The following is a 23,653-nucleotide window of genomic DNA, read 5'->3' on the forward strand; positions in this document are numbered from 1 at the left end:
CTGATTGAAGCTCTGAGGCCGCCAAACAGTCCCTATTTCACCGCAACTTATGATGGGGAATTTTGGACGCTGGGTATAATCGTCGTATTGCATTGAAATGTGGCGAAAGGAGTGGCAATGTCTCGGTATTGCGCCTCGTGCGGCAAGCTTCTTGCAGATGATGCCAAGTTCTGCACCTCGTGCGGTGCACCCGTTGAGCAAACAACCGCGAGCGATAGCCAGCCCGCTTTTGAGCAGACCGGTTCCCTCGATACGCCGCAAGCCAAGGCGGACGACCCCCTCGCCTATCGCCCCGACCCCGCCGCAGGCCCCGCGACCGTCGAGACTACGCAGCGCGTACCCGTCGCGAGTGGCTCGCCCCAACAGCAGCCGGCTCCCGCATACGCGCCCGCTTCACCACAGACCCCCGCTCCCAAAAAGAGCGGCACCGGGCCGCTTATCGCCGTTATCGTTGTGCTGGTGGCGATCATCATCGCCCTGGTCGTTTTCTTTGTGATCAAGCCTTTCGACAACGCCGCCACGCAGACGACCGCCGAGGTAGCTAAGCTGCACCATGACGTCGACGACGATGACCTAAAGCCTCTCGGCGATCCCAACAGCCTGTACGACGATGATGACGATGACGACGACGAGGATGGCGGCGAAGCAACGCTCTCCGAGCAGAATCTCTACCGCCGACTAAGCGAATACTACGACTTGCTCGAAGACCTCGACAACTACGTCCGTGGCTGCGCGCAGAACTTCAACGGCAGCTATCTGGAAGAGGATCGAACCACCCGTCAAAATCTCGCCGACGTCGCCGAGCGCACGGAGAACACCATCGAGCAGTATTACGACATCGTCGAGGACCTAGACGTCCCGACGAGCTCCAAGAACTACAGCTCCTGGAAGGACATCATCGCCCTGTACGACGACCTGGATCACCGCATTGACGCAATCTGTGATGCCTGGGAGATCAGCCTGAAATACGCCAAGCCTGCGGACCACAAGAATGAGATCGTGGCGCCGCTGTCGCGCGACAACGTGGCGGGCACCAATGACAATAAGTACCGCCTAGACTTTGAGGAGCGCTATCCCGGCGCCAAGCCTGTCGAGGTGAAGTAATCCCAACAACTGATCAAAACTTGCGGTGAAATAGGGATTAATTAGGCCTTTTGCCAGCAAAAACAGTCCCTATTTCACCGCAACTTAGAAGTGGGGCCGGGCGCGCATTTGCATTTGCGCGCCCGGCCCCGCCGCGTCTATATGTGCTCGGTTACTTGTCGGCGGCCTTCTTGGTGGTCGTCTTTTTTGCGGCAGCCTTCTTGGCGGCAGTCTTCTTTGCCGCCGTCGTCTTCTTGGCCGTGCTCGCCTTGGTCGTGGTCTTGCGGCCGCGGGCGGGCTTCTTCTCCTTGGTCGGGCAGTCCATGTTCACGCAGATGCGCCACGGGCCGCGCGCCGTGTTGACCACCACGATGGGGGCGCCGCACTCGGGGCAGGTCTCACCCGTCGCCTCGAGCTTACCGCGCGCCGGCAGAGGATAGCTCACGCCGCAGTCATCGTAGTTGGTGCAGCGGATAAAGCGCTTGCCGCTCTTCTCGCTCTTGTGCGCGATCAGGTCGCCATGGCGTCCGGCCTCGGCGCACACCTTGCACTCGCCCACCTTAAGGTCAGGCTCGTAGTTGGTGGGGCACGTGGGGTTCACGCAAATCTCGAAGGCCTTCTGGCGGAACGGTTGGCACTTAATGCGCGGCGCACCGCATTCGGGGCACACGGCGGCCTCGCCCTCGAGCGGGCTCACCTTGACGCCGCTCGGCACCGGATAGGTCACGTCGCAGTCGGGCCAGCCCATGCAGCCGATGAAGCTGCCGCGGGTCTTGGCGCTCGTCTTCATAACCAGATCCTTGCCGCACTTGGGGCAGGCGCCCACGCGCGCATCGGCCGTGACGGCGTCGCTGATAGCGTCGCCCAGCTCCTGCGTATGCTTAAGCAGTTCGTCGAGCACGCCGGCCAGCAGCGCGCGCGAGTGCGTGACGACATGCTCTTCGGTGTCCTCGCCGCGCTCGACGCGAGTCATGTCGCCGTCGAGCTCGCTGGTCATATCGGGGCTCGTGATGCGCGGGGCAAACTGCGTCAGCGCGTCGATGATGGCGATGCCCAGCTGGCTCGGCTCCACGGGATCGTTTTTGAGGTAGCGCACGGCGTACAGGCGCTCGATGATGCTCGCGCGCGTGGACTTGGTACCCAGGCCGCGCTTCTCCATCTCCTGCACGAGCTTGCCCTGGCTGTAGCGCGCGGGCGGCTCGGTCTGCTTGGCCTCGAGCTTAATGTCGAACACGTCGACCGTGTCGCCCTGCTCCAGCGGCGGCATCTGCTCGTCGCGCTTGAGTCCGTACGGATACGCCTCGCGGAAGCCCGGGGTCACAAGCACGTCGCCCGAAGCCACGAACGGCTCGCCGTTCACGTCAAGCTCGAGCTTGGTGTTCTCGATGGTCGCGGGACCCATAAGCGTCGCTAGGAAGCGGCGGGCGATGAGGTCGTAGAGCTTGCGCTGGCCGCCATCGAGCGTGGACGGATCGCCTTCGCCCGTGGGGTAGATGGGCGGGTGGTCGGTGGTCTCGACCTTGCCACGCGTGGGCTTCATGGGGCCGGCGAGCACCTTTTTGCACACGGGCGCCAGCGCCGGGTTGATCTTTGCCAGGTCGCTCACCACGGCGCCCAGATCGAGCGTCGCGGGGTACACGGTATTGTCGACACGCGGGTAGCTGATGAGACCGGCCATGTAGAGGGACTCGGCGATGCGCATGGTACGCGCAGGCGAGATGCCCTCGGCAGCGGCGGCGGCCTGCAGCGAGGTGGTCGCAAACGGCGTGGGCGGCTGCTGCTTGCGCGAGCGCTTGGTCACCGCGGCGACGGTTGCCGTCGCGACGCCGTCGACGTGACCGTACGCCGTCTCGGCAGCATCTTTGTCGGTAAAACGCGCCGTCTTGTGCGCGATCTTAAAGCGGTCGTCCTCGGCAGCACCCTGAGCGGCACCCATGCCGCGAATCTGCCAATAGTCCTCGGGCACAAACGCCATGCGCTCGCGCTCGCGCTCGACCACCAGAGCGAGTGTCGGCGTCTGCACGCGGCCGGCAGAGCGCACGTTACCAAAGCCGCCAAACTTGGCGAGCGTCAGGTAGCGCGTCAGCACCGCACCCCAAATGAGGTCGATGTGCTGGCGGCTCTCGCCGGCGTCGGCCAGATTCTGGTCGAGCGAGACAAGGTTATCGAAGGCCTGCGTAATCTCGGCCTTGGTAAACGAAGAATACTGGGCGCGGGCGACCGGCAAGTCCGGCGCGACCTCGCGCACCTTGTTGAGGGCGTCCGAGCCGATCAGCTCACCCTCGCGATCGAAGTCCGTGGCGATGATGACGCTGTCGGACTTCTTGGCAAGGTTCTTGAGCGAACGAATGAGCTCTTTCTCGGCCGGTAGCTTAATGACGGGTGCCCAGGTGAGATACGGCAGGCTCTCGAGCTTCCAGCCCTTGATGGAGATACCGTCGGCAAGAAACGGCTTGCGCTTGGTGTCGTAGGGCGGACGAGCCAGGCCATCGGGCATGTCGGCCGGCAGCATCTCGCCATCCTCAGTAACCGAATACCAGCCCAGCTTTTTATCGAACAGCACGCTGTCGCAAAAATCAGGCGCAAGGATGTGACCGGCAAGGCCGATCGTCACGCACTCCTCGCCCTTCCACTCAAAACGGTAGATGGCGGTGTTGTACACCTTGTCCTTTTTGGGTTTGCCCGTGGACAGACGCTCGGCGATCTGACGCGCGGCGTCGTTTTTCTCGGCGATGATGAGCTTCAAAAGAGGCTCCTATCTCGTGTCTCTGCGGCTACGCCCGCCCGTATGGCGGCCGACTTACGCCCTTGCTTGCTCGATTTGCCCGATGAGCCAATCGCACCAGGCATCCATGCCCTCACCCTTGCGCGCGCTCACGGCAAACCGCGGCGCCTGCGGATTGAGGTCATCGAGTGTCTTAGTATACCTACCCATGTCAAAATCGAAAGCCGGAGCCACGTCGACCTTGTTGAGCAGCTGTGCGCCGGCGTGCTGGAAGATGCCCGGGTACTTGATAGGCTTGTCGTCGCCCTCGGGCACCGAGAGGATCATGATGGACAGGTTCTCGCCCAGGTCAAAGTCGACTGGGCAGACCAGGTTACCCACGTTTTCGATAAAGATGACGTCGATGTTTTCCAGACCCACAGCCTGGTCGAAGGCGTCAACGGCCTCCATGATCATGTTGCCCTCGAGGTGGCACAGGCCGCCCGTGTTGATTTGGATGGCGGGCATGCCGGCTTCCTTCATGGTGATGGCGTCGACGTCCGAGGCGATATCGCCCTCGATGACGGCGCAGCGCAAGCCGGCCTTGTCGCGCAGGCGCTCGTTGGTGCCCAGAATCGTAGTGGTCTTGCCCGAGCCAGGGCTCGACAGCACATTGATCACATAGGTGCCTGTCTCTTTAAATCGCTGTCGCAGCTGATCTGCCAGGCGCTCATTGCGCGACAGAATTGGCGATGCGATATCAATCGTTTTCTCGGCCATACTCGGCGCTCCTTACTTCTACCATTTATACCCCGTCCCCAGGTTGCTGGCGGGCTAATCGTCGGGGGTCTCGATCTCGATACTTGCGATGTCGAGTTCGCGGCCGTGCAGCAGACGCACGTTGGCGCCGCCACACTGGGGACAGCGACAATGGAAACGGTCGTGATCAAAGACCTCGCCGCAGTCCAGGCACTCGCTTTGTGGATGGACCTCCTCCACGGCAAGCTCGCAGCCGCGCGTGAGCGGGTCCTCGTCGCGAAACGTCTCCCAGGCAAAGTCGAGCGCCTCGCGCACGACCTCGGTCATATCCCCGATACGCAGCGTTACCAAAACGGCGCGCGAGGCCCCCGCCCCACGCGCCGCGCGAATCACTGTATCGAGTATGCCGTTGACAATGCCAACCTCGTGCATACCGATTTACTCCTCGTCGTCCTCATCGTCCGAGAACAGGTCCAGACGACTCACAAACAGGCCCTCCTTGCCCTCGCGCGCGGTAATGACCACACGGGCGATGGCGAGCGAAATCTCGTAGAGCGAGAGCAGGGCGCCATACATGAGACCCAGCGTAACGGGCGAGCCGTCGGGCGTGATCACAGCCGAACCCACGAGCAGGCCAACGTATACATAACGCCAGGCACCGCGGAAAGCAGCGTAGGACACGATGTGGAAGACGGACAGATAGAAGATGATGAGCGGCAGCTCAAACGCCACGCCAAAGCCGATCATAAAGAGCAGCTCCATGTTGACGTAGTTCTCCAGATCGGGCAGTGCCGTAGCGACGGCCGAGGTCTCGCCGATGAGCCACTCAAAGCCCGCAGGAATGATGATGAAGTAGCAGAAGATGGCACCCAGGAAGAACAGCACCGTCGAGGCGAGCACCGTGGGCACGACCCACTTGCGCTCGTTGGGTCGAAGCGCCGGCAGGAAAAACGCCAGAATCTGCCAGATGATCATGGGCGTGCACATGACCACGGCCATCTTGATGGCCAGCGAGAAGCGCAAGCCAAAGCCGCCGAGCGTGGTAGTGATGTAGAACTTACCGTCCGGCACAAAGGAGCGGATGGGATCTTCCAGGATGTCGAGCACAACAGGCGTGGCGAAATACAGCACGATAGCGGCGGCAAACACCGACACGACCACGATGGTCAGGCGGCGACGGAGTTCTCCCAGGTGATCGAAGAGCGGCATACGCGCAGGTCCGATAGGCATTACTCATCGCCTCCCTTCGAGGCGTCGGCGGCGGCAGCGTCGTCCTCGGCCTCGAGCTCGCGAGCGAGCTGGTCGACGACGGCCTTGCGCTTGCGGGGACGACGGGCGTAGAGATCGGCCGTCGTGGGCTCTGCCGGCTCGGGCTCGGGCTCCGGCTCTGCAGCAGGTTCGGGATCGACGGTGGCAGCGGCAGGCTCGGCCTTGGCGGGCTCGGCCTCATCAGCAGCACCCTCGCCCTCGGCGGCAGCCTCGCTCGCGGCCTTCTCGGCGGCAAGGCGGGCACGGCGCTCGGCAAAGGTCTCCTTCTTTGCGGGCGCAGCCGTCTCGACGGCATCCTCGTCTGCATCGGAATCGTCATCGACGGCAGTCTTCTTGGGCTTGACCGGGGCCGACGCGGCCTCGCTCACCGGATCGATTATCTCGGACTGAACAACGGCCGTCATCTTTTCCTGCGTCTCGCGGAACTGACGGATGGCACGGCCGATCGTGCGGCCCATCTGTGGGAGCTTATCCGGGCCAAACAGCAAAAAGCCGAAGACCACGATGATCGCGAGCTCACCCTCTCCAATACCAAACACACATACCTCCAAGGCTCGATGTGAGTCGAGCCCGCACCGCGCCATTCGGCCGGAACTCGTCTATTCATTCGGTCAAGTATAGCGCCCGGACGCCAAAACGTCCGAGCGCATCACAAACATATGCCAAACGGCACGCCCTTTTGGGGGCAAAGATTATGCAGCGGTGATCGAAATCTCCTGGTCGACACCCAACAGCTGAACCACGCGCATCACCGGAGGCTGCACATTGGTGCAGCTAAAGCGCTTGCCGTGGTCGACCGCGTGGTGCGCGGCGCCCACGAGCACGCCAATGCCCGTCGAATCGATGTAGCTCACCTGGGCAAAATCGAGCTCAACGGCCTCAGTGGGCTGCTCGAGCGCCAGGTCGATGGCATTGCGCAGGCTATCGGCGTTAGAGATATCGATCTCGCCGGCCACCTTAATGGTGTAGAGCTCTGGCGTGGGGTTGGTGGAAATACCCAAATCCATGTATACGCTCCTTTACGTATCGAAAGTGCGGATAGTACTGGGCGCGGACTTGCGGGGCCCTACGCGTTAGGCGCGCTCGGCACGCGCAAGCTCGGCAGCGACGAGCTTGACGGCCAGCACCAGCACATCGAGCGCGGCCTCCAGGTCCTCGACCGTGGGATAGCTCGGCGCGATGCGGATGTTGGTATCGCGCGGATCCTTGCCATAAGGCCAGGTGGCACCAGCCGGCGTGAGCTTGACGCCCAGGTCGGCGCAGAGCGCGGCGACCTTCTGGGCAGAGCCCTCGGGACCATCAAAGCTCACAAAGTAGCCGCCGCGGGGGTGAGTCCAGGTGGCGCAGCCCGTGTCGCCCAAGCCCTCGGTGAGCTTGCGCTCGACGGCCTCAAAGCGCGGACGCAGGAACTCGGCATGCTTTTTCATGTGCTCCTTGACCGCCTCGATGGTGGGAAGGAAACGCACGTGACGCAGCTGGTTGAGCTTGTCGGCGCTGATGAGGCCGGCCTTCAGGCGCTTGGAGAACTCGGCGATGACCGCGGGGCTCGCACCGATAAAGCCGATGCCGGCGCCCGGGAAGGTGATCTTGGACGTCGAGGCAAAGGCCACCACGCGGTCCTCGGTGCCCGCCGCGCGAGCGAGGTCAAAGATGTTGGCGAGCTCGTCGGTCTCGTCGTACAGGTCGTGCACGCAGTAGGCGTTGTCCCAGAAGATGCGGAAATCGGGCGCGGCCGTGTGCATCTCGACCAGGCGGCGCACGGTGTCCTCGCTAAAGGTGATACCCGTGGGGTTGGAATACTTGGGCACGCACCAGATGCCCTTGATGGAATCGTCGGCGGCGACGAGGCGCTCGACCTCGTCCATGTCGGGGCCGTTGTCGGTCATCGCGACGGGGACGTTCTCGATACCCAGATCGGCGGTGATGCCAAAGTGGCGGTCGTAGCCGGGAACCGGGCACAGGAACTTGACCTTCTTGCCGTCGTGCGCGGCCTCGTAAGCCTCCCAAGGGTCGCTACCACATGAGCCGCAACGCCAGAACATACCGGCGATATCGTGCTCGATCAGCAAGCTCGACGAACCCAGCACGAGCGTCTGCTCGGCGGGGCAGCCCAGGAACTCCCCTGCCAACTTGCGTGCCGAGGGAATGCCCTCAAAACAGCCGTAATTGGAGCAGTCGACGTTGCCGTCGTGCAAATCGGCGTCGGCATTGAGGATATCGAGCATGGGTCGAGAGATGTCCACCTGGGAGGGCGACGGCTTGCCGCGGGCCATGTCGAGCGCCAGGCCCTTGGCCTTGACCTCGGCGACCTCGGCTTTGAGTGCCTCGATGGCGGCATCGAGTTCGGTGGTTTCCATCTTCTGGTAGATCGTCTGCATGTGTGCGACCTTTCGCGAAGCGGGACGTTGCAATTCTTCTAAGTATAGACCGCCACCGTCGCAACGTTATGAAGCCGTGATAGATTAAGTCCATCGCAATGAATTACGAATCGCCGCGCATGCCGGCATGAAGCGCCCAAGGAGGCACTATGGAGTACGGATCGTTCCAGGCCGAGGAATTCGGCGACCTTCAGCGCCTGGTCGACGGACTGTTTTACGACCGCCACGCCATCGACCGCCTGGATCTGATCGTACAGGCCGAAATCTTGGACCTGGCGCCCGATCTCATGGAAATCGTGAACCTTTTGCCGCCCGGCTACTACGACCGCCAATCGCTTTGCGACCAGCTCAACTCCGCCTTGGCCGCCCACGGCTGGGGCGCCATCTACGGCACCGTAGAATAAACCTAGTCATTAAGAACGTCTCGAATGACTAAAACGCCGCCTGTGATGGTGTTCACAGGCGGCGTTTTCAAACTTGTATGTGCTTTTACTCGCCCTTGGGCGCGGGGTGTTTGCAGACCACGCTCATGTAAATCATGCCGAGCACGGCAGCGGTGACCGAACCGGCAAGGATGGCGGCCTTGGCAGCCAGAACCTCAAACTGGGCCGTCGGGAAGGCGAGGCCGCTGATGAGAATCGACATGGTAAAGCCGATACCGCCCAGAATGCCCACACCGGCAATCATGTGCCAGTTAACGTTGTGCGGCAGCTCGCAGGCCTTGAGCTTGACCAAGGCAAACGTCATGCCAAAGATGCCGATCGGCTTGCCCAGCAGCATGCCAAAGTACACGCCGAGCGTCACCGGGTCGGTGAGTAGCGTGCTCATGTCCACGCCCACCAGGCGAACCTGTGCGTTGACGAACGCGAAGATCGGCAGGATCACAAAGTTGACCGGCGTGGAGATCAGGCGCTCCATGCGGATGAGCGGCGGGGTCACGCGGTGCATGACGCGCTCGACTTTGGTGGTCGAGACGGTAAAGTCATGCTGGCCCAGGATGTGCGCCTCGTCGTCGTAGCGGTCATCGAGCAGCGGCAAGCACTCGCCCAGCCAATCGGTGAGGCTATCAAGCTTAACACCGCACTTGGCCGGGATGGTGAAGGCCAGGATGACGCCAGCAAGCGTAGCGTGCACGCCGCTCTTGAACATGCAGAACCACAACAGCAGGCCCAGTACCGAATACGGGGCAAGGCGGTAATGCTGCGTCTTGTTGAGCCACACGAGCGCACAGGTCACAAGCGCGGCGGCGCCCAACCAAAACGGATTGGGGCTCTGACCGTAGAAGATGGCGATGGCGGCGATGGAGATGAGGTCGTCGGCGATGGCGAGCGTCGAGAAGAACACGCGCACGCCGTTGGGCACGCGGTTGCCCAAAAGCGACAGCACGCCCAGCGCAAAGGCAATATCGGTTGCCATGGGAATGGCCCAGCCGTTGTGCGCGCCGGCATGGTTAAAGATCAGGTAGATGCAGGCGGGAACGACGACGCCGCCCACGGCCGCCAGCATGGGAAGCATAGCCTGGCGCGGGTTCTTGAGCTCGCCAACTGTCATCTCGTACTTAAGCTCAATGCCCACCAACAAAAAGAAAATCGTCATGAGGAAGTCGTTGACGAATAGCTCAACGGTGAGACCGGCCGTAAGGTTGCCCAGACCCACATACAGCGGGGTCTCCAAAAAGTGATGGATGGCCTCGTAGGCATCGGTATTGGCGCAAATGACGGCGGCGATGGCGGCGAAGACCATGACGGCGGCGGAAATCGTGCCGTTCTCGGCGATGCGCTCCCAAATGTCATGGCGCTCAAAACGCTTGCGCTCACGGACGTTGAACAGCTGCTCGGGTGCTGCCATGGGCGGCTCCTTTCACGGGAAAGCTCCCGTCTTAAAAAAGCACGGCCCGCCCAAGTGGCGGCGCCGCGCTCTAACGTATTACGCTTGCATCTAGCCTACCCTGCACGACAAGCGCGCAAGCGTGGCCGAAAAGCGGAACCACAGGTTGAACATTATTTGCTCAACGGCACGGGCACGCCTATCCAAGAGACGACGCGGCGCCGTGCACAAAAAACGACCGGAGCACGGGGCTTCCGCGATCCGGTCGTGGCGTTTGGTCGACTAAACCTAGCAGGCGGCCATGATGGGGGCAGCGACCTGCTTCTTACGGGAGAGGACGCCCGGCATCCAGACGCCGTCGTGCTCGTCGGCAATGCCCAGGCCCTTCTGAGCAGCCTCGGTCTCGCCCTCGAGCAGGACCTGCGAGCCCTCCTCCATGATGTCGGTGATGCACAGGACAATGCCGTCAGCACCCTTCTCGGCGGCGTAGGCGCGCATGGCCTCGCGAATCTCGTCGATCATGCCGAGTGCGCGGGTCTTGTCGACGGTCTCGTACTGGCCGATGAGCAGCTTCTTGCCGGCGGGCTCGAACATCTTGATGTCGTTGCCGACCATCTCGGCAGCGGTGAAGGAGCCGGACGGGCGGGTAAGGAAGACCTCCATGCCAAACTTGACCGGGTCGACGCCCACCTGCTCGCCGAGCTTGGCGGCGACGGCGCGGTCGACATCGGTGGTGGTGGGGCTCTTGAGCATGAGCGTGTCGGTCATCATGGCCGAGAGCAGCAGCTTGGCCTGGACGTCGGAAAGCTCAACGCCGAGCACGTCGGCGAGCTTGGTGACGATGGTGCAGCTGGAACCCCAGGGCAGGCAGATGTAGTGCAACGGGCCGGCGGTCTCGAAATCGCCGATGCGGTGATGATCGACGACGCCAAAGACCGTGGCGTCCTTAAGGCCGGCGACGGACTGGGCGGACTCGTTGTGGTCGGTGAGGACGACGAGCTGACCGGCCTCGACGGACTCAATCACGCGGGGCTCGGCAATGCCGGCGTCGGCGAGCAGCTTGGCGGACTCCGCCGGAAGCTGACCAAGGGCGCAGGCCTCGTAGGTGTTGCCGGCATACTCAACCTGGTTGAGCAGCTGGGACAGGACGACGGCGCTCATGATGGCGTCGTTATCGGGGTTCTGGTGACCAAAGACAAGAACGTTTGCCATGGATATCCTCCACTTGATATGTGTACTTGGACGTAGCTATGGTAGCACGCCGATGCCGAGCCTTCGCAGACGGAAGGGCCACGGCATATTTTGGGGCGCAGGCACGGGGGCCAAGGCTGTCCCTTTTGCACCATGTTGGTGCAATGTAACCTGTCCCCCTTGCACCAGCTATTTACCGGCAGCGCGCAGGGCTACGTAGGCAGCACCGATGATGCCGGCGTCGTTTCCGAGCGAAGCGACCTTAATGGGCGTCTCGCGCGAGGCAGAGAGCGCGTACTGCTTAAAGTGCTCGCGAACCTTGTCGAGGTAGACATCGGCCGAGGCGGAGGCGCCGCCGCCGATGAGGAACATCTCGGGATCAACCACGTTGGCAATAAGCGCCAGTGCGCGGCCGAGATAGTCGGCCATGGTATCGGCCGCGGCCAGCGCGAGCTTGTCGCCCTCGCGGCAGGCCTGGAACACGTCCTTGGAATCGGAGGGGCCGGTCAGCTCGATGGGCTCGATGCCCGCCTTCTCGCACTCGGCAAGGTAGTTGCTCACCACGCCGGTGGCGCTGGAATACTGCTCCAGGTGGCCATGGCCGCCGCAGCCGCAGGTGCGCTCCTCGGCCGGGTTCAGGCACATGTGGCCAATCTCGCCGCCAGCACCCACAACGCCCGATACCACGTCGCCGTTAACGATAACGCCGCCGCCCACGCCGGTACCAATGGTGACCATCACCACGTTCTGTACGCCCTTGGCAGAGCCGAGCCAGGCCTCGCCCATAGCAGCAGCGTTGGCGTCGTTCTCGTACTTAACGACCGCGTCGGGGCAGTGCTCCTGGATCGCGATCTTGAGCTCGGGCAGGTTGATGGCGATGTTCGCCTTGACCTTGGCATCGCCCGATGCCGGGATGGGGCACGGAACGGCCAGGCCAATGCCCGACACAAAGGCACGCGGAATCTGGGCCTTGGCGACCACCTGGTCGATAGCCTCGGTCACCGCGGCAAAGCCCGCAGCGTCAACGATGGGAGGCGTGGGCACGCTGGCCTTGGCAAGCAGGTTTCCGTCCTCATCGAACAGACCCTCCTTGACCGAGGTGCCGCCGACGTCGATGCCGATGTAATACTGCTTAGGTTCCATGGGAGCCCGCCTTTCTCGTTTAAACATTGCCTGTATGGTACCGCTCCCAAGGCAAAAACCTACCAAAAAGGGACAGGTTTGTTTTGGCAGGTTTTATCTGGGGTAACGCAATTGGCTGCCCAACAGGCCGCGCAAGACCATCCCCAAAAATAAAGGCGCCGGGAGGCGGAGGCTCCCGGCACCCGTCAAAGGGACTATGTTGTCTGTTGGACCGCACGGTCCGTCGCGGCGATAACGCCGACTAGGCCTGAAGTGCCTGCAGCTGCTTGTGAACCTCGATGAGCTCCGTCGCCATGACGCGCATGGTCTCGGTGCCGGCCATCTGGTCCTCGGCATGCAGCAAAATCAACGGGGCCTCGCCGTTACGCTCGCCGTTGGCCTCCTTCTTCAGAAGCCCCATGTGAACATCGTGGCCACCGTTATAGGCCTCGTCGCCCTGCTTGATAAGCTCCTCGGCGGCGTCAAAATCGCCCTCCTTGGCCTTTTGCACGGCATTGATGTACATGCTCTTGGCGGTACCGACGTAGCTGATGATCTCAAAGCAGGTCATCTGCAGTTCGTTCATATCCTCCATGCAGAGCACCTAGCCCATCACGCTGACGCAGTGGTCGATGATGCCGGCAGCGTTCATGCGGCCGTAGTCGACCATGTTGATAACCTCGACCGGGAAGCGGCCGGCGGCCTCCTTCTCAAAATCGCCCTTGGTGTAGCCGATCTGCGGACCAAGCAGCAACATGTCGCACTCGTCCAGGTGATCGTGGGCCTCGTTCATGGGACGAGCCTCGACCTCAATATCCAGACCACGGTTTGCAACCTCGGCCTGCATCTTCTGGACCAGCAGGCTCGTGGACATACCGGCATTGCAGCAGAGCATGATCTTCTTCATGGTTTCCTCCTTATAACTGCGCGGCGCGCAGACGACAACTGGTTTTATTCCTTGCGGCTATTGTGCCCACCCCCCTGCATCTTTACACAAGGGAGAGAGCTGCGGGCACCGGCACCGCGTACCGGCGCCCGCAAAGGTGAAAGGGACGAACGTTAGGCGTTCTACTCGGCGAGAGCCTCCTGCTTGGCGATTGCCTTCTCGGAAATCTTCATAAAGGGCAGGTAGACGGCCATGCCAATGACAATCTCGATAGCCTGCCACACGCCGGCGCGCCAGTCAAAGCCCGTAGCGAGCAGGGCATTGATGACGGGAGGCATGGTCCAGGGCACCTGGGCGATGCAGGGGCTGATGATGCCTGCGCAGGTAAGGCCATAGGTGATGCCGATGAACAGATCGGGAAGAAGAACGAACGGGATCATGAGCGGCAGGTTGTACACGATGGGGTAACCGTAGATAACCGGCTCGTTGATGTTGAACAGACCAGGCAGGATAGCCATCTTGGAAACGGTCTCGGAAGCCTTGTTCTTGGAGAACAGGAGCGTGTCGAGCAGGAGCATGAGGGTGCAGCCCGAGCCGCCGATGAGGGCGAAGCTGTTAACGATCTGCATGTTCATGTAGTGATCGGGCTGGATGGTGCCACCGGCGGCAAAGGTAGCCATGTTGTCGACGATGAGCATGGTCAGGATCGGCTCGACGGTAGCGCCAGAGATGGTGGACTGGTGAATACCGACGCAGAACAGCAGGTTAGCAAGGGTGTAGATGAGGATAACAGCCCACGGACCGGCGTTCATGATGCTCTTGAGCGGGTTGGAGATGCACGTGGAGATGATGGTGCACAGATCGGTGCCGGCGCACACGGCGAGCAGGGCTGCAGCAAGAGCGAAGATCGCGAGGTTAAGCAGCATCGGGATCATGACGTTGAAGGAGTTGGAGACCGCGGGAGGCACGCCCTCGCCCAGCTTAACCTTGAGCCTCTCGACGCCAGAAATCTTGATGAAGAGCGAGACGGAAAGCAGGGCGATGATAATAGCCGAGAACAGACCGTTGGTGCCGGTGTTGGCAGTCGAAAGGGCGCCCGTGACCTCGGCGGAGGTGATCTTGTCGGTGAGCAGTGGGCTCGTGGCGGCAAGCGAGGCGGTGATCTGCTGCGGCATCATGATGACGAAGGCAGAGATGGCGACGACCACGCAAGCGAGCGGGTTATCGAAGCGCTTGTTCTTAGCGAGGCTGTAGCCAATCAATCCGGCCAAGATAATGGCAGAGACGTTGAGGGTGCCCAGCGTAATCGCCGAACCCCACGTCTGAAGGTTGGCAAGGCCCGCCGCATCGAGCGGGAACAGAGGGAACACGACGTTGTTAATAAGAACCGCGATACCCGCAAGGATATAGAGCGGCGTGATGGTCGCGAAGGCGTCACGCAGGGAACGCAGGTGAACCTGGTTTCCCACCTTCGCAGAGACCTCGGCAAACTTGTCGAGGAAGCTCTTTCCGTTGTCACTGGCCATGATTGCTCCTAACTTTCAAATCCGGCCTTTTCCTATGCGCACGGTGGTCTGTCGCCCTCTGCCACCAGATGTGCCATGTGTTGCGCGCGGCGGCGCGCGGTCTGGACGTTCGTCCGGTCGCTAATCAACCACGTGGGTCGTGGCGACCTGTTTGAGCCAGGCCGCCGACTTCTTAAGACGGCGCTTATAGCCATCCATCAGATCGACCTCGACAAAGCCATAGCGATTCTTAAAGGCATTGGCCCAAGACCAGTTATCGATGACGGCCCAGTAGTGATAGCCCCGGCACTTGGCGCCCTCGTCGATGGCCTTGGCCACCCACTCCAGGTGCTGACGTACAAAGTCGACGCGGTAGTCATCCTGGATGGTTCCTTCGGCGTCACGGTTCTTGTATTCGTCCATGATGCCGATGCCGTTCTCGGAAACGAACCACTCAAGATCGGGGTAGTTCTTAGCGCAGTCCATGCCAAAGTCGTAGAGGCCCTGCGGGTAGATCTCCCAGCCGCGGCTCTCGTTCATAACGGCGTCGGGCCATACGTACTCGTCGGCAAAGTGCGGCAGGCCGTACTGGTCGACCTTGCTCGCCGGCGCCTGAACACGCGTGGGGTGGTAGTAGTTGCAGCCGAGCCAGTCGACAACACCCTGCTTGAGGATCTCTTGGTCGCCGGCGCGGAACGGGAGCTTAACGCCGCCCTCGGCCAGGCTGTCGAGCACGTCGGCAGGAAGCTCGCCCTTGGTGATGAGGTCGAGCCACCAGCGGTTGTTGATGCCGCTGGTCATGCGCACGGCCTCGAGGTCCGCCTCGCTGGGGTTCTCCTTGGTGTAGACCGGGGTAAAGCAGTTGATCATGCCGATCTTGGCATCGGCGCGAATAGCGCCCTCGTCATAGGCGCGACGATAGTTGGCCACGGCCAGCGCGTGCGCCAGCGAGATGTGATACTGCACGGTGCGGGCGCGGTTGAAGTCGTGGAGCTGCGGGAACCACACGCCCTCCTGATAGCGCTGCTCGGGCTCGACGATGGGCTCGTTAAAGGTGAACCAGTACTTAATCTCCTGGCCAAACTCGTGGAAGGCGACGTCGGCGTAATGTGCGTAAGCCTCGACAACCTCACGGCTCTCCCAGCCGCCACGGTTAAAGAGGTAGGTGGGCATGTCAAAGTGGTACAAGTTGACAAACGGCTCCAAGCCGGCTTCGCGAGAGGCGCGGAACAACTCGTGATACCACGCGGCACCTTCCTCGTTGAGGTTGCCGTCGGCATCGAGCAGACGGCTCCACTGGATGGAAGTGCGATAGGTATCCAGACCCAAGTCCTTCAAAATGCGAAGGTCTTCCTGGTACTTGGCCATAAAGTCATTGCCGGCGTAAGAGCCAACGCGGTTGTAGAACGAACCCAGATCCTGGATGGACCAGGTGTCCCACAGGTTCTCGAGCTTGCCGCCCTGGTTCCACTGACCCTCAGTCTGCGGGCCGGACATAGCAGCGCCAAAGAAGAAGTCGTTGGGCAGCTGATACTGTGCCATCAAAGTCCTCGCTTTCGTGTTCCAGAGCTTCCGGTTGGAGACGGGTTTGCTTTGGCAGGTTATCCGGCGCGGGCGCGCACCGGCCATACCGATATCCAACCCGCCAAAACAAAACCGTCCCCAAACGGTCGATCCTGTTGTGCGGAAGGATTCCGTTCGTTGCTTAAACTATAGCGCTCTAATTTTAAAAGTAAAGCGTCTTTTTCTTTTTTCTTTCTCGAACTTCTTAGATAAAAGTAATATGGATGCCCTGTTGAGGGTTATACTTACTTTTTGTATTCATATATGTCGGAAAGGAGGTTCCATGATTCCCAAATACGAGGCGATAGCTGCAGATATTCGTCGAAGTATCGAGGATGGCGCTCTTAAACCGGGCGACAAGCTTCCCACCGTCGTTGAGTTCTGTGAGCTCTATAGCGTTTCCAAAATCACCGTCAAACGAGCTATCGAGCAAATCACCGAGGAAGGTCTTATTACCAGCCGGCGCGGATCGGGTACCTACGTTAAGGACACGGCGGGACTTCCCGGCCAGGCGTTTTTCCAGGGCAAAAACGACCGTGCCCAGGGCTTTTCGTATGAGCACCGCGGGGAAAAGGTGACCTCGGTGGTCTACGATTTCTCGATTGTTAATCCACCAGCGGACATCGCAGCCCAGCTGGGAATTGCCGAGGATGACTTTGCCTATCACGTCGTGCGCGTGCGTCAGGCCGATGGGAAGCCCATCGTTATCGAGTACACCTACATGCCCCTCGAGCTGATTCCAGGCCTTAAAAAGAAGGACCTGTACGGATCGGTCTACCATTTCATCCGCGAGCAATGCGGGCTGAAAATTTCGAGCTTCCACCGTACCATTCGCGCCGTGGCAGCAACCGAGGAAGAAGCCAATCGCCTGGACACCAAACCTGGCTCTCCCCTGCTCGAGCTCACCCAGATTGGCTTTTTGGACAGCGGCGCCGCCTTTGAGTATTCGGTCTCGCGCAACGTTGGCGACCGCTTTGAGTTGCACAACGTAACGTTGGCATAGGTTTTTGTAGTCATCCGGGCGCTCGCTTTGAGCTGTTTTGTGCAGCGCCCGCACAACACAATGGGGGTATAAACATGTCCGATTTGATTAAGCTGACGCCGATCTTTCACGAGAAGATCTGGGGCGGCCGCCAGCTCGAAACCGTATTTGGTTACGACATTCCCGATGGTCCCATCGGTGAGTGCTGGGCCATCTCGGCCCACCCCAACGGCGACTGCCAGATCGCTGAGGGCCCGTACGCCGGCCACACGCTGTCGTGGCTGTGGGCCGAGCACCGCGAGCTCTTTGGCAACTGTGAAGGCAAGGAGTTCCCGCTGCTCATCAAGATTCTGGACGCCAAGGACGACCTTTCGATCCAGATTCACCCCAACGACGAGTACGCCGCCAAGCACGAGAACGGCAGCTTGGGCAAAACCGAGTGCTGGTATGTGCTGGACTGCGAGCCCGGTGCCACGATCATTGTCGGCCAGCGCGCCAAGGACCGCGTCGAGGCCGCACAGATGATCGAGGAAGGCCGTTGGGACGACATGCTCAACGTGCTGCCGATCCACAAGGGCGACTTTTTCCAGATTGATTCCGGTACCGTGCATGCCATCAAGACCGGCACGCTCATTTTGGAGACGCAGCAGTCGAGCGACGTGACGTATCGTCTGTACGACTACGACCGCCCCGGCACCGACGGCAAGCTGCGCCCACTGCACATTGAGCAGAGCCTCGATTGCATCGACTTTGATGCTCAGGCTCCGACCGACGGCACGGTAACCGCACCCGAGGTCGATGGCGTGACCGAGCTCGAGTCTAACTCCTGCTACACCGTCGATCGCGTGCGTGTCGACGGCAGCAAGACCCTCGACCAGCGCTGGCCCTTCATGTGTCTGTCGGTCATCGACGGCGAAGGCACCGTCTGCGGCGACCCCGTCCACAAGGGAAGCCACCTGCTGGCCCCGAACACCGTCAGCTCCATCGACCTCGAAGGCAAGATGGAACTGATCGTCTCGCATCTGTAGATCGCACCAACAACCCAAACGCAACAAGGGGCTCCCCCGTCCACCAACGGGGGAGCCCCTTGTCCATATATATCAGCCCACCCGGCTCTCCAGATCAAAAAAGCGGACGAGCAGAGCGACGTTCGCAAGCAACGTTATCTAAGGACCTGGACGGGCGTATGGGGCAACATCGATCGCGAGTTCCGCACGAGCCGGAGAGCACTTAATGTGCTCTCCGTGCGAGCAGGACTGCCCGAGCAGGCGATGTTGCCCCATACGCCCGCCCAGGTCCGCCGGGATCACGACAGCTTGACGATCGGAGCAAAGCCCTTCATAAGCTTTTTGGTCTGGCCGGTCTTTTCGAATTGAACCTCGATCATGTCTCCGACGACCGAGATCACGGTACCCGTGCCAAAGGTCTTGTGGCTCACGGTATCACCCGCGGCAAAGTCCTGCGATGCGCTGGCACGATCGACCTTGCGCTCCACCGTCGGGGACACCTTGGACGACGGCTTTTTGACGCGCGGCGCGCCCGAGCCAAAGGTCGAGGCAACACGGCCGGCGTCGGGCGAGACCCCACGATGGCGCTCGGTCCCGTAGCTGCTGCCGCCAAAGAAATCGTCAAAACTCGATCCACCGCGCGAACCGGAACCGCCGGTCGAGCGCGTATGCGAACCGAACACCTTGCCGCCATACATATCCGAACCCACGCCCGAGCCAAAGGTGCCGTGACGGTCGCCGCGCTTCTCCCAGCCCGTGCCCTCAAAACCGGCAGAACCGATGCCGCTAAACTCGATATCCTCAAACGGAATCTCGTTGAGGAAGCGCGAGCGCGGGTTGGCAGAGGTCGAGCCGTAGGTGCGACGCGTGGCCGCATAGGTCAGGAACAGGCGCTTGCGAGCACGCGTGATGGCGACGTAGGCCAAGCGACGCTCCTCCTCGAGCTTGCCCGGATCGTCACTACCGCCAAAGTCGTGCACGTGCGGGAAGATACCCTCCTCCATGCCGGCCACGAACACCGCCGGGAACTCCAGGCCCTTGGCGGAGTGGATGGTCATCATGGTAATGGCATGCGTCTCGCCGGCCAGGGAATCCAAGTCGGAGCGCAGAGCCAGCCACTCCATGAGTGCAGGCAGCGCCTTGCAGGTGAGCGGGCCGTAGGTGCGCTCGATCTCGTCGGCATGTACGGCACCCGCCGGCAGCTCTGTCGGCGCGGCATAGGCGTTGCCCGCGATGGCGGCGGCCAGGGCATCCTGCGGAGACAGCGCCGGAGCGGCCAAACTATCGAGCGGATTGGAGCCCGCGGCGTCACGCGCGCCAACGAGCGCCTCAAACGAGGATACCGGGGCAGATGGCCCCGGTTCGGGCGCAGGCGCGCTCACCACGACAGGCTCGGGCTCAGCGCTAGCAGGCACATCGGCAACACCGGCAGCGCGCAGCTCTTCCAAGCTCTCGAGCGTACCTTCGATATCCTCGTGCGTCTCCTCAAATTCGGCGGCGACGCCCAGGAATTCCTGGATGTTCTCGGCGCGGCTCTCGGACTCCATGGTGCCCTCGGCGCGGAAAGCCTGCAGCAGGCCCGTCTTATCGACGATCATCTCGACGACGTCCTTGAGCTCGCCGTCCATGCGGCGACCCTCGCGCACCAGCGCCACAAAGCTCGACAGGCCGTTGCGCACCTTGGCGCTAAACATGCCCGTCTCGGCTGTTGCGATCTCGCAGGCTTGGAAGAACGAGCAACGGTTGTCGCGCGCCAGCTGCTCAATCTTTTGGATCGAGGTGGAGCCGATGCCGCGGCGCGGCGTGTTGATAACGCGCTTGACGCTCATATCGTCTGCCGGGTTCACGATCATCTTGAGGTAGGCCATGACGTCGCGGATCTCGGCACGGTCGAAGAATCGCGTGCCGCCCACGATCTTGTAGGGCACGCCTGCGCGCAGGAACATATCTTCGAGAATACGCGACTGAGCGTTGGTGCGGTAGAACACGGCGATGTCGTCGTAACTCGTGCCTTTGGCATGCAGTTTTTCGATCTCGCCGGCAATCCAGCGGCCCTCATCGCGCTCATCGCTCGCCTGGAAAGCCTGGATCTTCTCGCCATCGCCCTCGGCCGTAAACAGACGCTTGTCCTTGCGCTGCGAGTTGTGGCGCACCACGGCGTTGGCGGCGCTCAGGATATGACCCGTAGAGCGGTAGTTCTGCTCCAGCTTAACGGTCTTGCAGTTTTTAAAGTCCTTCTCAAAGTCCAGGATATTGGTGATGTCGGCGCCACGCCAGCTATAAATGGACTGATCGTCATCGCCCACGACCATGAGGTTTTGGTACTTGGCGGCCAGCAGGTTGGCGATCTCGTACTGGACGTGGTTGGTGTCCTGGTACTCGTCGACGCTAATGTAGCGGAAGCGCTCCTGGTACTTGTCGAGCACCTCGGGACGGGTGCGCAGCAGCTCGAGCGTGCGCACGAGCAGGTCGTCGAAGTCCATCGCGTTGGCGGCGCGCAGGCGGCGCTCCAGCTCCAGGTAGACCTGCGCGGCCTTTTTGTCATTAGGGCTGTCGGCGGATTTGAGCATGTCCTCGGGCCCGATCATGGCGTTTTTAGCCGAGCTAATCTTGCTGCGGATCATGTTGATGGGGAACTGCTTTTGCTCGATACCGAGCGCCTGCATAATATCGCGCACCATGCGCTTGGAATCGTCGTCATCGTAGATGGTGAACTGACCGGTGTAGCCCAGCAGGTCAGCGTCCTCGCGCAGCATGCGCACGCACATAGCATGGAAGGTGCACACCCACATGCCGCGGGTACCGCTGGGGATGAGTGCCGCCAGACGCTCGCGCATCTCGGCCGCGGCCTTGTTGGTAAACGTGATGGCAAGGATCTGCCAGGGCTTAACACCCAGGTCGCCGAGCATATGTGCGATGCGAAAGGTCAAGACGCGGGTCTTGCCCGAGCCGGCGCCGGCAAGCACCAGCAACGGGCCCTCGGTGGTCAGAACTGCCTCGCGCTGAGCGGAATTAAGGCTGTCGATGTCGACGAGCGGCTTGGCGGGCTTGGGTGCCGGCGCGGGAGCGTCGTAGATGTCGAGCGGGACGAGCTCGGGCTCCGGCGCAGCAGGGACGGCATATGCATCGAGCGGCACGGGTTCCGGCGCGGGCGGCACGGATACCGCGGCGTTCTTTTCCCAGGGCAAGGGCTGGGTCATGGGCGACTCCTCATCTGACGGACGGCGCGCCTGCGGGCGGCGCCATAGTTTGAGCCGTACCAGTATACCGAGCCGCGCGGACACCGACGCAAATCACACCACGACTCCGTGCGCCACTGTCAGGCCTGCCCCAGCGGATTTGGTGCAATGGGGTCAGGTTAGTCTGCACCATGTTGCTGCAAAGTAACCTGTCCCCCTTGCACCAATCAGGGAGCCACCGATGTCATGGCAACGGTAGCGAGCGGCGGCCAGAGCGAACAAATTGGCATGAAAGGGGGCGGCATAGACCTTTTGGTCATGCCGCCCCCTTCGAATGACAAGTTGTCTCCCTGGCCGCCGCGCGGCGTCAACCAAGTTACAGGCCGAGCATAGGCTCCAGAACGAAGAAGTATGCGAGCACTACGACGCCCAGGATGATGCGGTAAACACCGAAGCACTTGAAGTCGTGACGGCGGACGAAGCCCATGAGCCACTTGATGGCGATGAGCGAAACCACAAAGGCCACAACGCAGCCCACGCCCAAGATAGCGACCTCGTTGGCGCCGAACGTGCCGCCCTTGATGAAGTATTTGACCAGCTTGAGTGCACTCGCGCCAAACATGACAGGGATGGCCAGGAAGAACGTAAACTTGGACGCCACCGAACGCGTACAGCCCAAAAGCAGGCCGCCGATGATGGTAGAACCGGAGCGAGACGTACCAGGCACCAGCGAAAGCACCTGGAAGCAGCCGATACCCAGCGCAGTCTTCCAGCTCAGGTCCTCGAGCGTGGCGATGGAGCCAAAGTCCAGATTCTCGTCATCGTCCTCATCCTCAGCGGTAGCCGCGGCGGGCGCCGCAAAGTGCGCACCGGCGGGACGTCCACCCGACACCACAGCACGCGAACCAAACGAACCGGCAACGGCCATTTCCTCGCGCTTGCTCGCGCGCCAGTTCTCGATCACGATAAACAGCACGCCGTACACAATGAGCGCCAGCGCCACGACGGGAGCATTGTAGAAATGCTCCTCCATCCAGTCGTTAAGCGGCAGACCGATCGCCGCAGCGGGAATGCAGCCGAGCACAATCTTGCCCCACAGTACCCAGGTGTCGCGACGGCCCTCCTTGCCCTTGCTGGGCGAGAACGGATTGAGCTCATGGAAGAACAGGACGCAGACGGCCAAAATGGCGCCAAGCTGAATCACGACCAGGAACATATTCCAGAACGTCTCGCTCACGTTCATCTTGACGAACTCGTCCACCAAGATCATGTGACCGGTCGACGAGACGGGCAGCCATTCGGTGATGCCCTCGACCAGGCCCATGAAGGCAGATTTTAGAAGCTCGATAATATCCAAAGGGACCCCCTCGTTAGACACCCGCCGGTAGATGTTCTGAGGACGATGCGGGCGATGTCCCATTATCAACCGTTGGCGGTGCGACCGCGCCTACCCTTACCAAAAAACTCGCCCGTTCACAGAATTGCGAGCAGTCAAACCGAAATCCTTGGGTATAACTGCAACAAGATAAAGTGTCCGGCGGCCAACGCGCCCGCGCCCGCCCGACGCACGAGCCCCGCGCCCGTGCGATAGACCAAGGAGGAAACCATGAACGAGGGCTACACCAAGGTATTTGTTTCACTCGACGGTACTGAGCAGCAGGATTTTGTGCTCGCACGCGCCATCAAGGTCGCCGCGAACAACGGCGCCAAGCTGATAATCGGCCACGTTATCGATTCCACGGCGCTCGAGAGCGCCGGTTCCTATCCGGTCGATCTGGTCAACGGCCTAGAGGAGGCATTTAAGAACTCCATCGCCAAGCAGCTCGAAGAGGCTAAGGCCAATCCCGACATCCCCGAGGTCGAGGTCATGATTCGCGCCGGCCGCATTCGCGAGACGCTCAAGGACGAGATGCTCGACGTAGTCAAGCCCGACCTGGTGCTCTGCGGCGCACGCGGCCTGTCCTCGATCAAGTATGCGCTGCTGGGTTCGATTTCGACGTTCCTGCTGCGCAATACGGACTGCGACATTTTGGTCGTAAAGTAGCGTTGCTCCCACCGGCCGCGGGGCCTGCGGGGTTTCCACGGGCACGTCCTCGCCGCGTTTCGGCTGCGGGATGTGCCCTTAGGAAACCCCTCCCGGCCCCGCGGCCTTCGCAGCCTTGCTTCAACGAGTTGGCTGAATAGAGGAATGGCGTGGC

The 23,653-nt window shown here is 61.2% G+C and carries 21 protein-coding genes; 5 read left to right on the forward strand and 16 right to left on the reverse strand.

The annotated features are described in order from the left end of the window. Positions 1 to 117 precede the first annotated feature (117 nt). Positions 118 to 1,104, forward strand: a complete 987-nt coding sequence (locus DXC52_RS03125; protein ID WP_117746088.1) for a zinc-ribbon domain-containing protein — start codon at positions 118 to 120, stop codon at positions 1,102 to 1,104. 151 nt (positions 1,105 to 1,255) lie between these two features. Here the strand turns inward: DXC52_RS03125 and DXC52_RS03130 are convergent, their stop codons facing one another. The 7 genes from DXC52_RS03130 to DXC52_RS03160 all read right to left on the reverse strand — a co-directional run bounded on the left by DXC52_RS03130 (position 1,256) and on the right by DXC52_RS03160 (position 8,193). After that, positions 1,256 to 3,829, reverse strand: a complete 2,574-nt coding sequence (locus tag DXC52_RS03130) for a DNA topoisomerase I (protein ID WP_117746089.1) — start codon at positions 3,827 to 3,829, stop codon at positions 1,256 to 1,258. Between the two features lie 54 nt (positions 3,830 to 3,883). Then, positions 3,884 to 4,567, reverse strand: coding sequence for a hydrogenase nickel incorporation protein HypB (gene hypB, locus DXC52_RS03135; RefSeq protein WP_117746090.1), 684 nt, complete (start codon positions 4,565 to 4,567; stop codon positions 3,884 to 3,886). A gap of 54 nt (positions 4,568 to 4,621) precedes the next feature. Then, entirely contained in the window at positions 4,622 to 4,978 is a 357-nt protein-coding gene (hypA, locus tag DXC52_RS03140; protein WP_022093859.1) for a hydrogenase maturation nickel metallochaperone HypA, read from the reverse strand. Positions 4,979 to 4,984: 6 nt separating this feature from the next. Then, positions 4,985 to 5,776 carry a twin-arginine translocase subunit TatC gene (gene tatC / locus DXC52_RS03145; protein WP_022093860.1) on the reverse strand — a complete coding sequence of 264 codons (792 nt, stop codon included), beginning with the start codon at positions 5,774 to 5,776 and terminating at the stop codon, positions 4,985 to 4,987. Next, positions 5,776 to 6,354 (reverse strand): twin-arginine translocase TatA/TatE family subunit, encoded by a 579-nt coding sequence (locus DXC52_RS03150; RefSeq protein WP_158554580.1) that lies wholly within the window; start codon positions 6,352 to 6,354, stop codon positions 5,776 to 5,778. Before DXC52_RS03150 ends, tatC begins: the two co-directional genes overlap by 1 nt. A 153-nt stretch (positions 6,355 to 6,507) precedes the next feature. Then, the gene (locus DXC52_RS03155; RefSeq protein WP_117746092.1) at positions 6,508 to 6,822 is read right to left on the reverse strand and encodes an STAS domain-containing protein; all 315 of its coding nucleotides are present in this window, start codon (positions 6,820 to 6,822) and stop codon (positions 6,508 to 6,510) included. Between the two features lie 66 nt (positions 6,823 to 6,888). After that, complete coding sequence (locus DXC52_RS03160; RefSeq protein ID WP_117746093.1) at positions 6,889 to 8,193, reverse strand: aminotransferase class I/II-fold pyridoxal phosphate-dependent enzyme; 1,305 nt, start codon at positions 8,191 to 8,193, stop codon at positions 6,889 to 6,891. Between the two features lie 149 nt (positions 8,194 to 8,342). On the opposite strand from DXC52_RS03160, the gene DXC52_RS03165 reads away from it, so the two are divergent. Further along, entirely contained in the window at positions 8,343 to 8,597 is a 255-nt protein-coding gene (locus DXC52_RS03165) for a hypothetical protein (RefSeq protein WP_055285533.1), read from the forward strand. Positions 8,598 to 8,682: 85 nt separating this feature from the next. Here the strand turns inward: DXC52_RS03165 and nhaA are convergent, their stop codons facing one another. The 7 genes from nhaA to DXC52_RS03200 all read right to left on the reverse strand — a co-directional run bounded on the left by nhaA (position 8,683) and on the right by DXC52_RS03200 (position 16,266). Further along, positions 8,683 to 10,041, reverse strand: coding sequence for a Na+/H+ antiporter NhaA (nhaA, locus tag DXC52_RS03170; protein WP_117746094.1), 1,359 nt, complete (start codon positions 10,039 to 10,041; stop codon positions 8,683 to 8,685). A gap of 267 nt (positions 10,042 to 10,308) precedes the next feature. Further along, positions 10,309 to 11,232, reverse strand: coding sequence for a manganese-dependent inorganic pyrophosphatase (locus tag DXC52_RS03175; protein WP_117746095.1), 924 nt, complete (start codon positions 11,230 to 11,232; stop codon positions 10,309 to 10,311). Positions 11,233 to 11,400: 168 nt separating this feature from the next. After that, positions 11,401 to 12,354: an ROK family protein gene (locus DXC52_RS03180; protein WP_233504769.1), complete on the reverse strand. Its 954-nt coding sequence runs from the start codon at positions 12,352 to 12,354 to the stop codon at positions 11,401 to 11,403. A gap of 241 nt (positions 12,355 to 12,595) precedes the next feature. Beyond that, the gene (locus DXC52_RS03185) at positions 12,596 to 12,928 is read right to left on the reverse strand and encodes a PTS lactose/cellobiose transporter subunit IIA (protein WP_197736861.1); all 333 of its coding nucleotides are present in this window, start codon (positions 12,926 to 12,928) and stop codon (positions 12,596 to 12,598) included. Between the two features lie 9 nt (positions 12,929 to 12,937). Then, positions 12,938 to 13,240 carry a PTS sugar transporter subunit IIB gene (locus DXC52_RS03190; protein WP_035137700.1) on the reverse strand — a complete coding sequence of 101 codons (303 nt, stop codon included), beginning with the start codon at positions 13,238 to 13,240 and terminating at the stop codon, positions 12,938 to 12,940. A gap of 161 nt (positions 13,241 to 13,401) precedes the next feature. Next, positions 13,402 to 14,745 (reverse strand): PTS sugar transporter subunit IIC, encoded by a 1,344-nt coding sequence (locus DXC52_RS03195; protein ID WP_117746097.1) that lies wholly within the window; start codon positions 14,743 to 14,745, stop codon positions 13,402 to 13,404. A gap of 120 nt (positions 14,746 to 14,865) precedes the next feature. Beyond that, entirely contained in the window at positions 14,866 to 16,266 is a 1,401-nt protein-coding gene (locus DXC52_RS03200; RefSeq protein ID WP_117746098.1) for a glycoside hydrolase family 1 protein, read from the reverse strand. A 304-nt stretch (positions 16,267 to 16,570) separates the two neighbouring features. Between DXC52_RS03200 and DXC52_RS03205 the strand changes: the two genes are divergently transcribed. After that, positions 16,571 to 17,290 (forward strand): GntR family transcriptional regulator, encoded by a 720-nt coding sequence (locus DXC52_RS03205; protein ID WP_158554581.1) that lies wholly within the window; start codon positions 16,571 to 16,573, stop codon positions 17,288 to 17,290. A gap of 74 nt (positions 17,291 to 17,364) precedes the next feature. After that, a complete protein-coding gene (locus DXC52_RS03210; RefSeq protein WP_199409428.1) occupies positions 17,365 to 18,297 on the forward strand; it encodes a type I phosphomannose isomerase catalytic subunit in 933 nt (310 codons plus the stop codon). A 278-nt stretch (positions 18,298 to 18,575) separates the two neighbouring features. Here the strand turns inward: DXC52_RS03210 and DXC52_RS03215 are convergent, their stop codons facing one another. Both DXC52_RS03215 and DXC52_RS03220 read right to left on the reverse strand, forming a co-directional pair. Next, positions 18,576 to 21,476, reverse strand: a complete 2,901-nt coding sequence (locus tag DXC52_RS03215) for an ATP-dependent helicase (RefSeq protein ID WP_117746101.1) — start codon at positions 21,474 to 21,476, stop codon at positions 18,576 to 18,578. Between the two features lie 355 nt (positions 21,477 to 21,831). Further along, on the reverse strand, positions 21,832 to 22,812 hold the full coding sequence (locus DXC52_RS03220) for an undecaprenyl-diphosphate phosphatase (protein WP_117746102.1): 981 nt from the start codon (positions 22,810 to 22,812) through the stop codon (positions 21,832 to 21,834). 249 nt (positions 22,813 to 23,061) lie between these two features. On the opposite strand from DXC52_RS03220, the gene DXC52_RS03225 reads away from it, so the two are divergent. Further along, the gene (locus DXC52_RS03225) at positions 23,062 to 23,499 is read left to right on the forward strand and encodes a universal stress protein (RefSeq protein ID WP_006235921.1); all 438 of its coding nucleotides are present in this window, start codon (positions 23,062 to 23,064) and stop codon (positions 23,497 to 23,499) included. Positions 23,500 to 23,653: the final 154 nt, after the last annotated feature.

Origin of the sequence: Collinsella sp. TF05-9AC (genome assembly GCF_003438495.1) — a bacterium.
Taxonomy (GTDB): Bacteria; Actinomycetota; Coriobacteriia; order Coriobacteriales; family Coriobacteriaceae; genus Collinsella.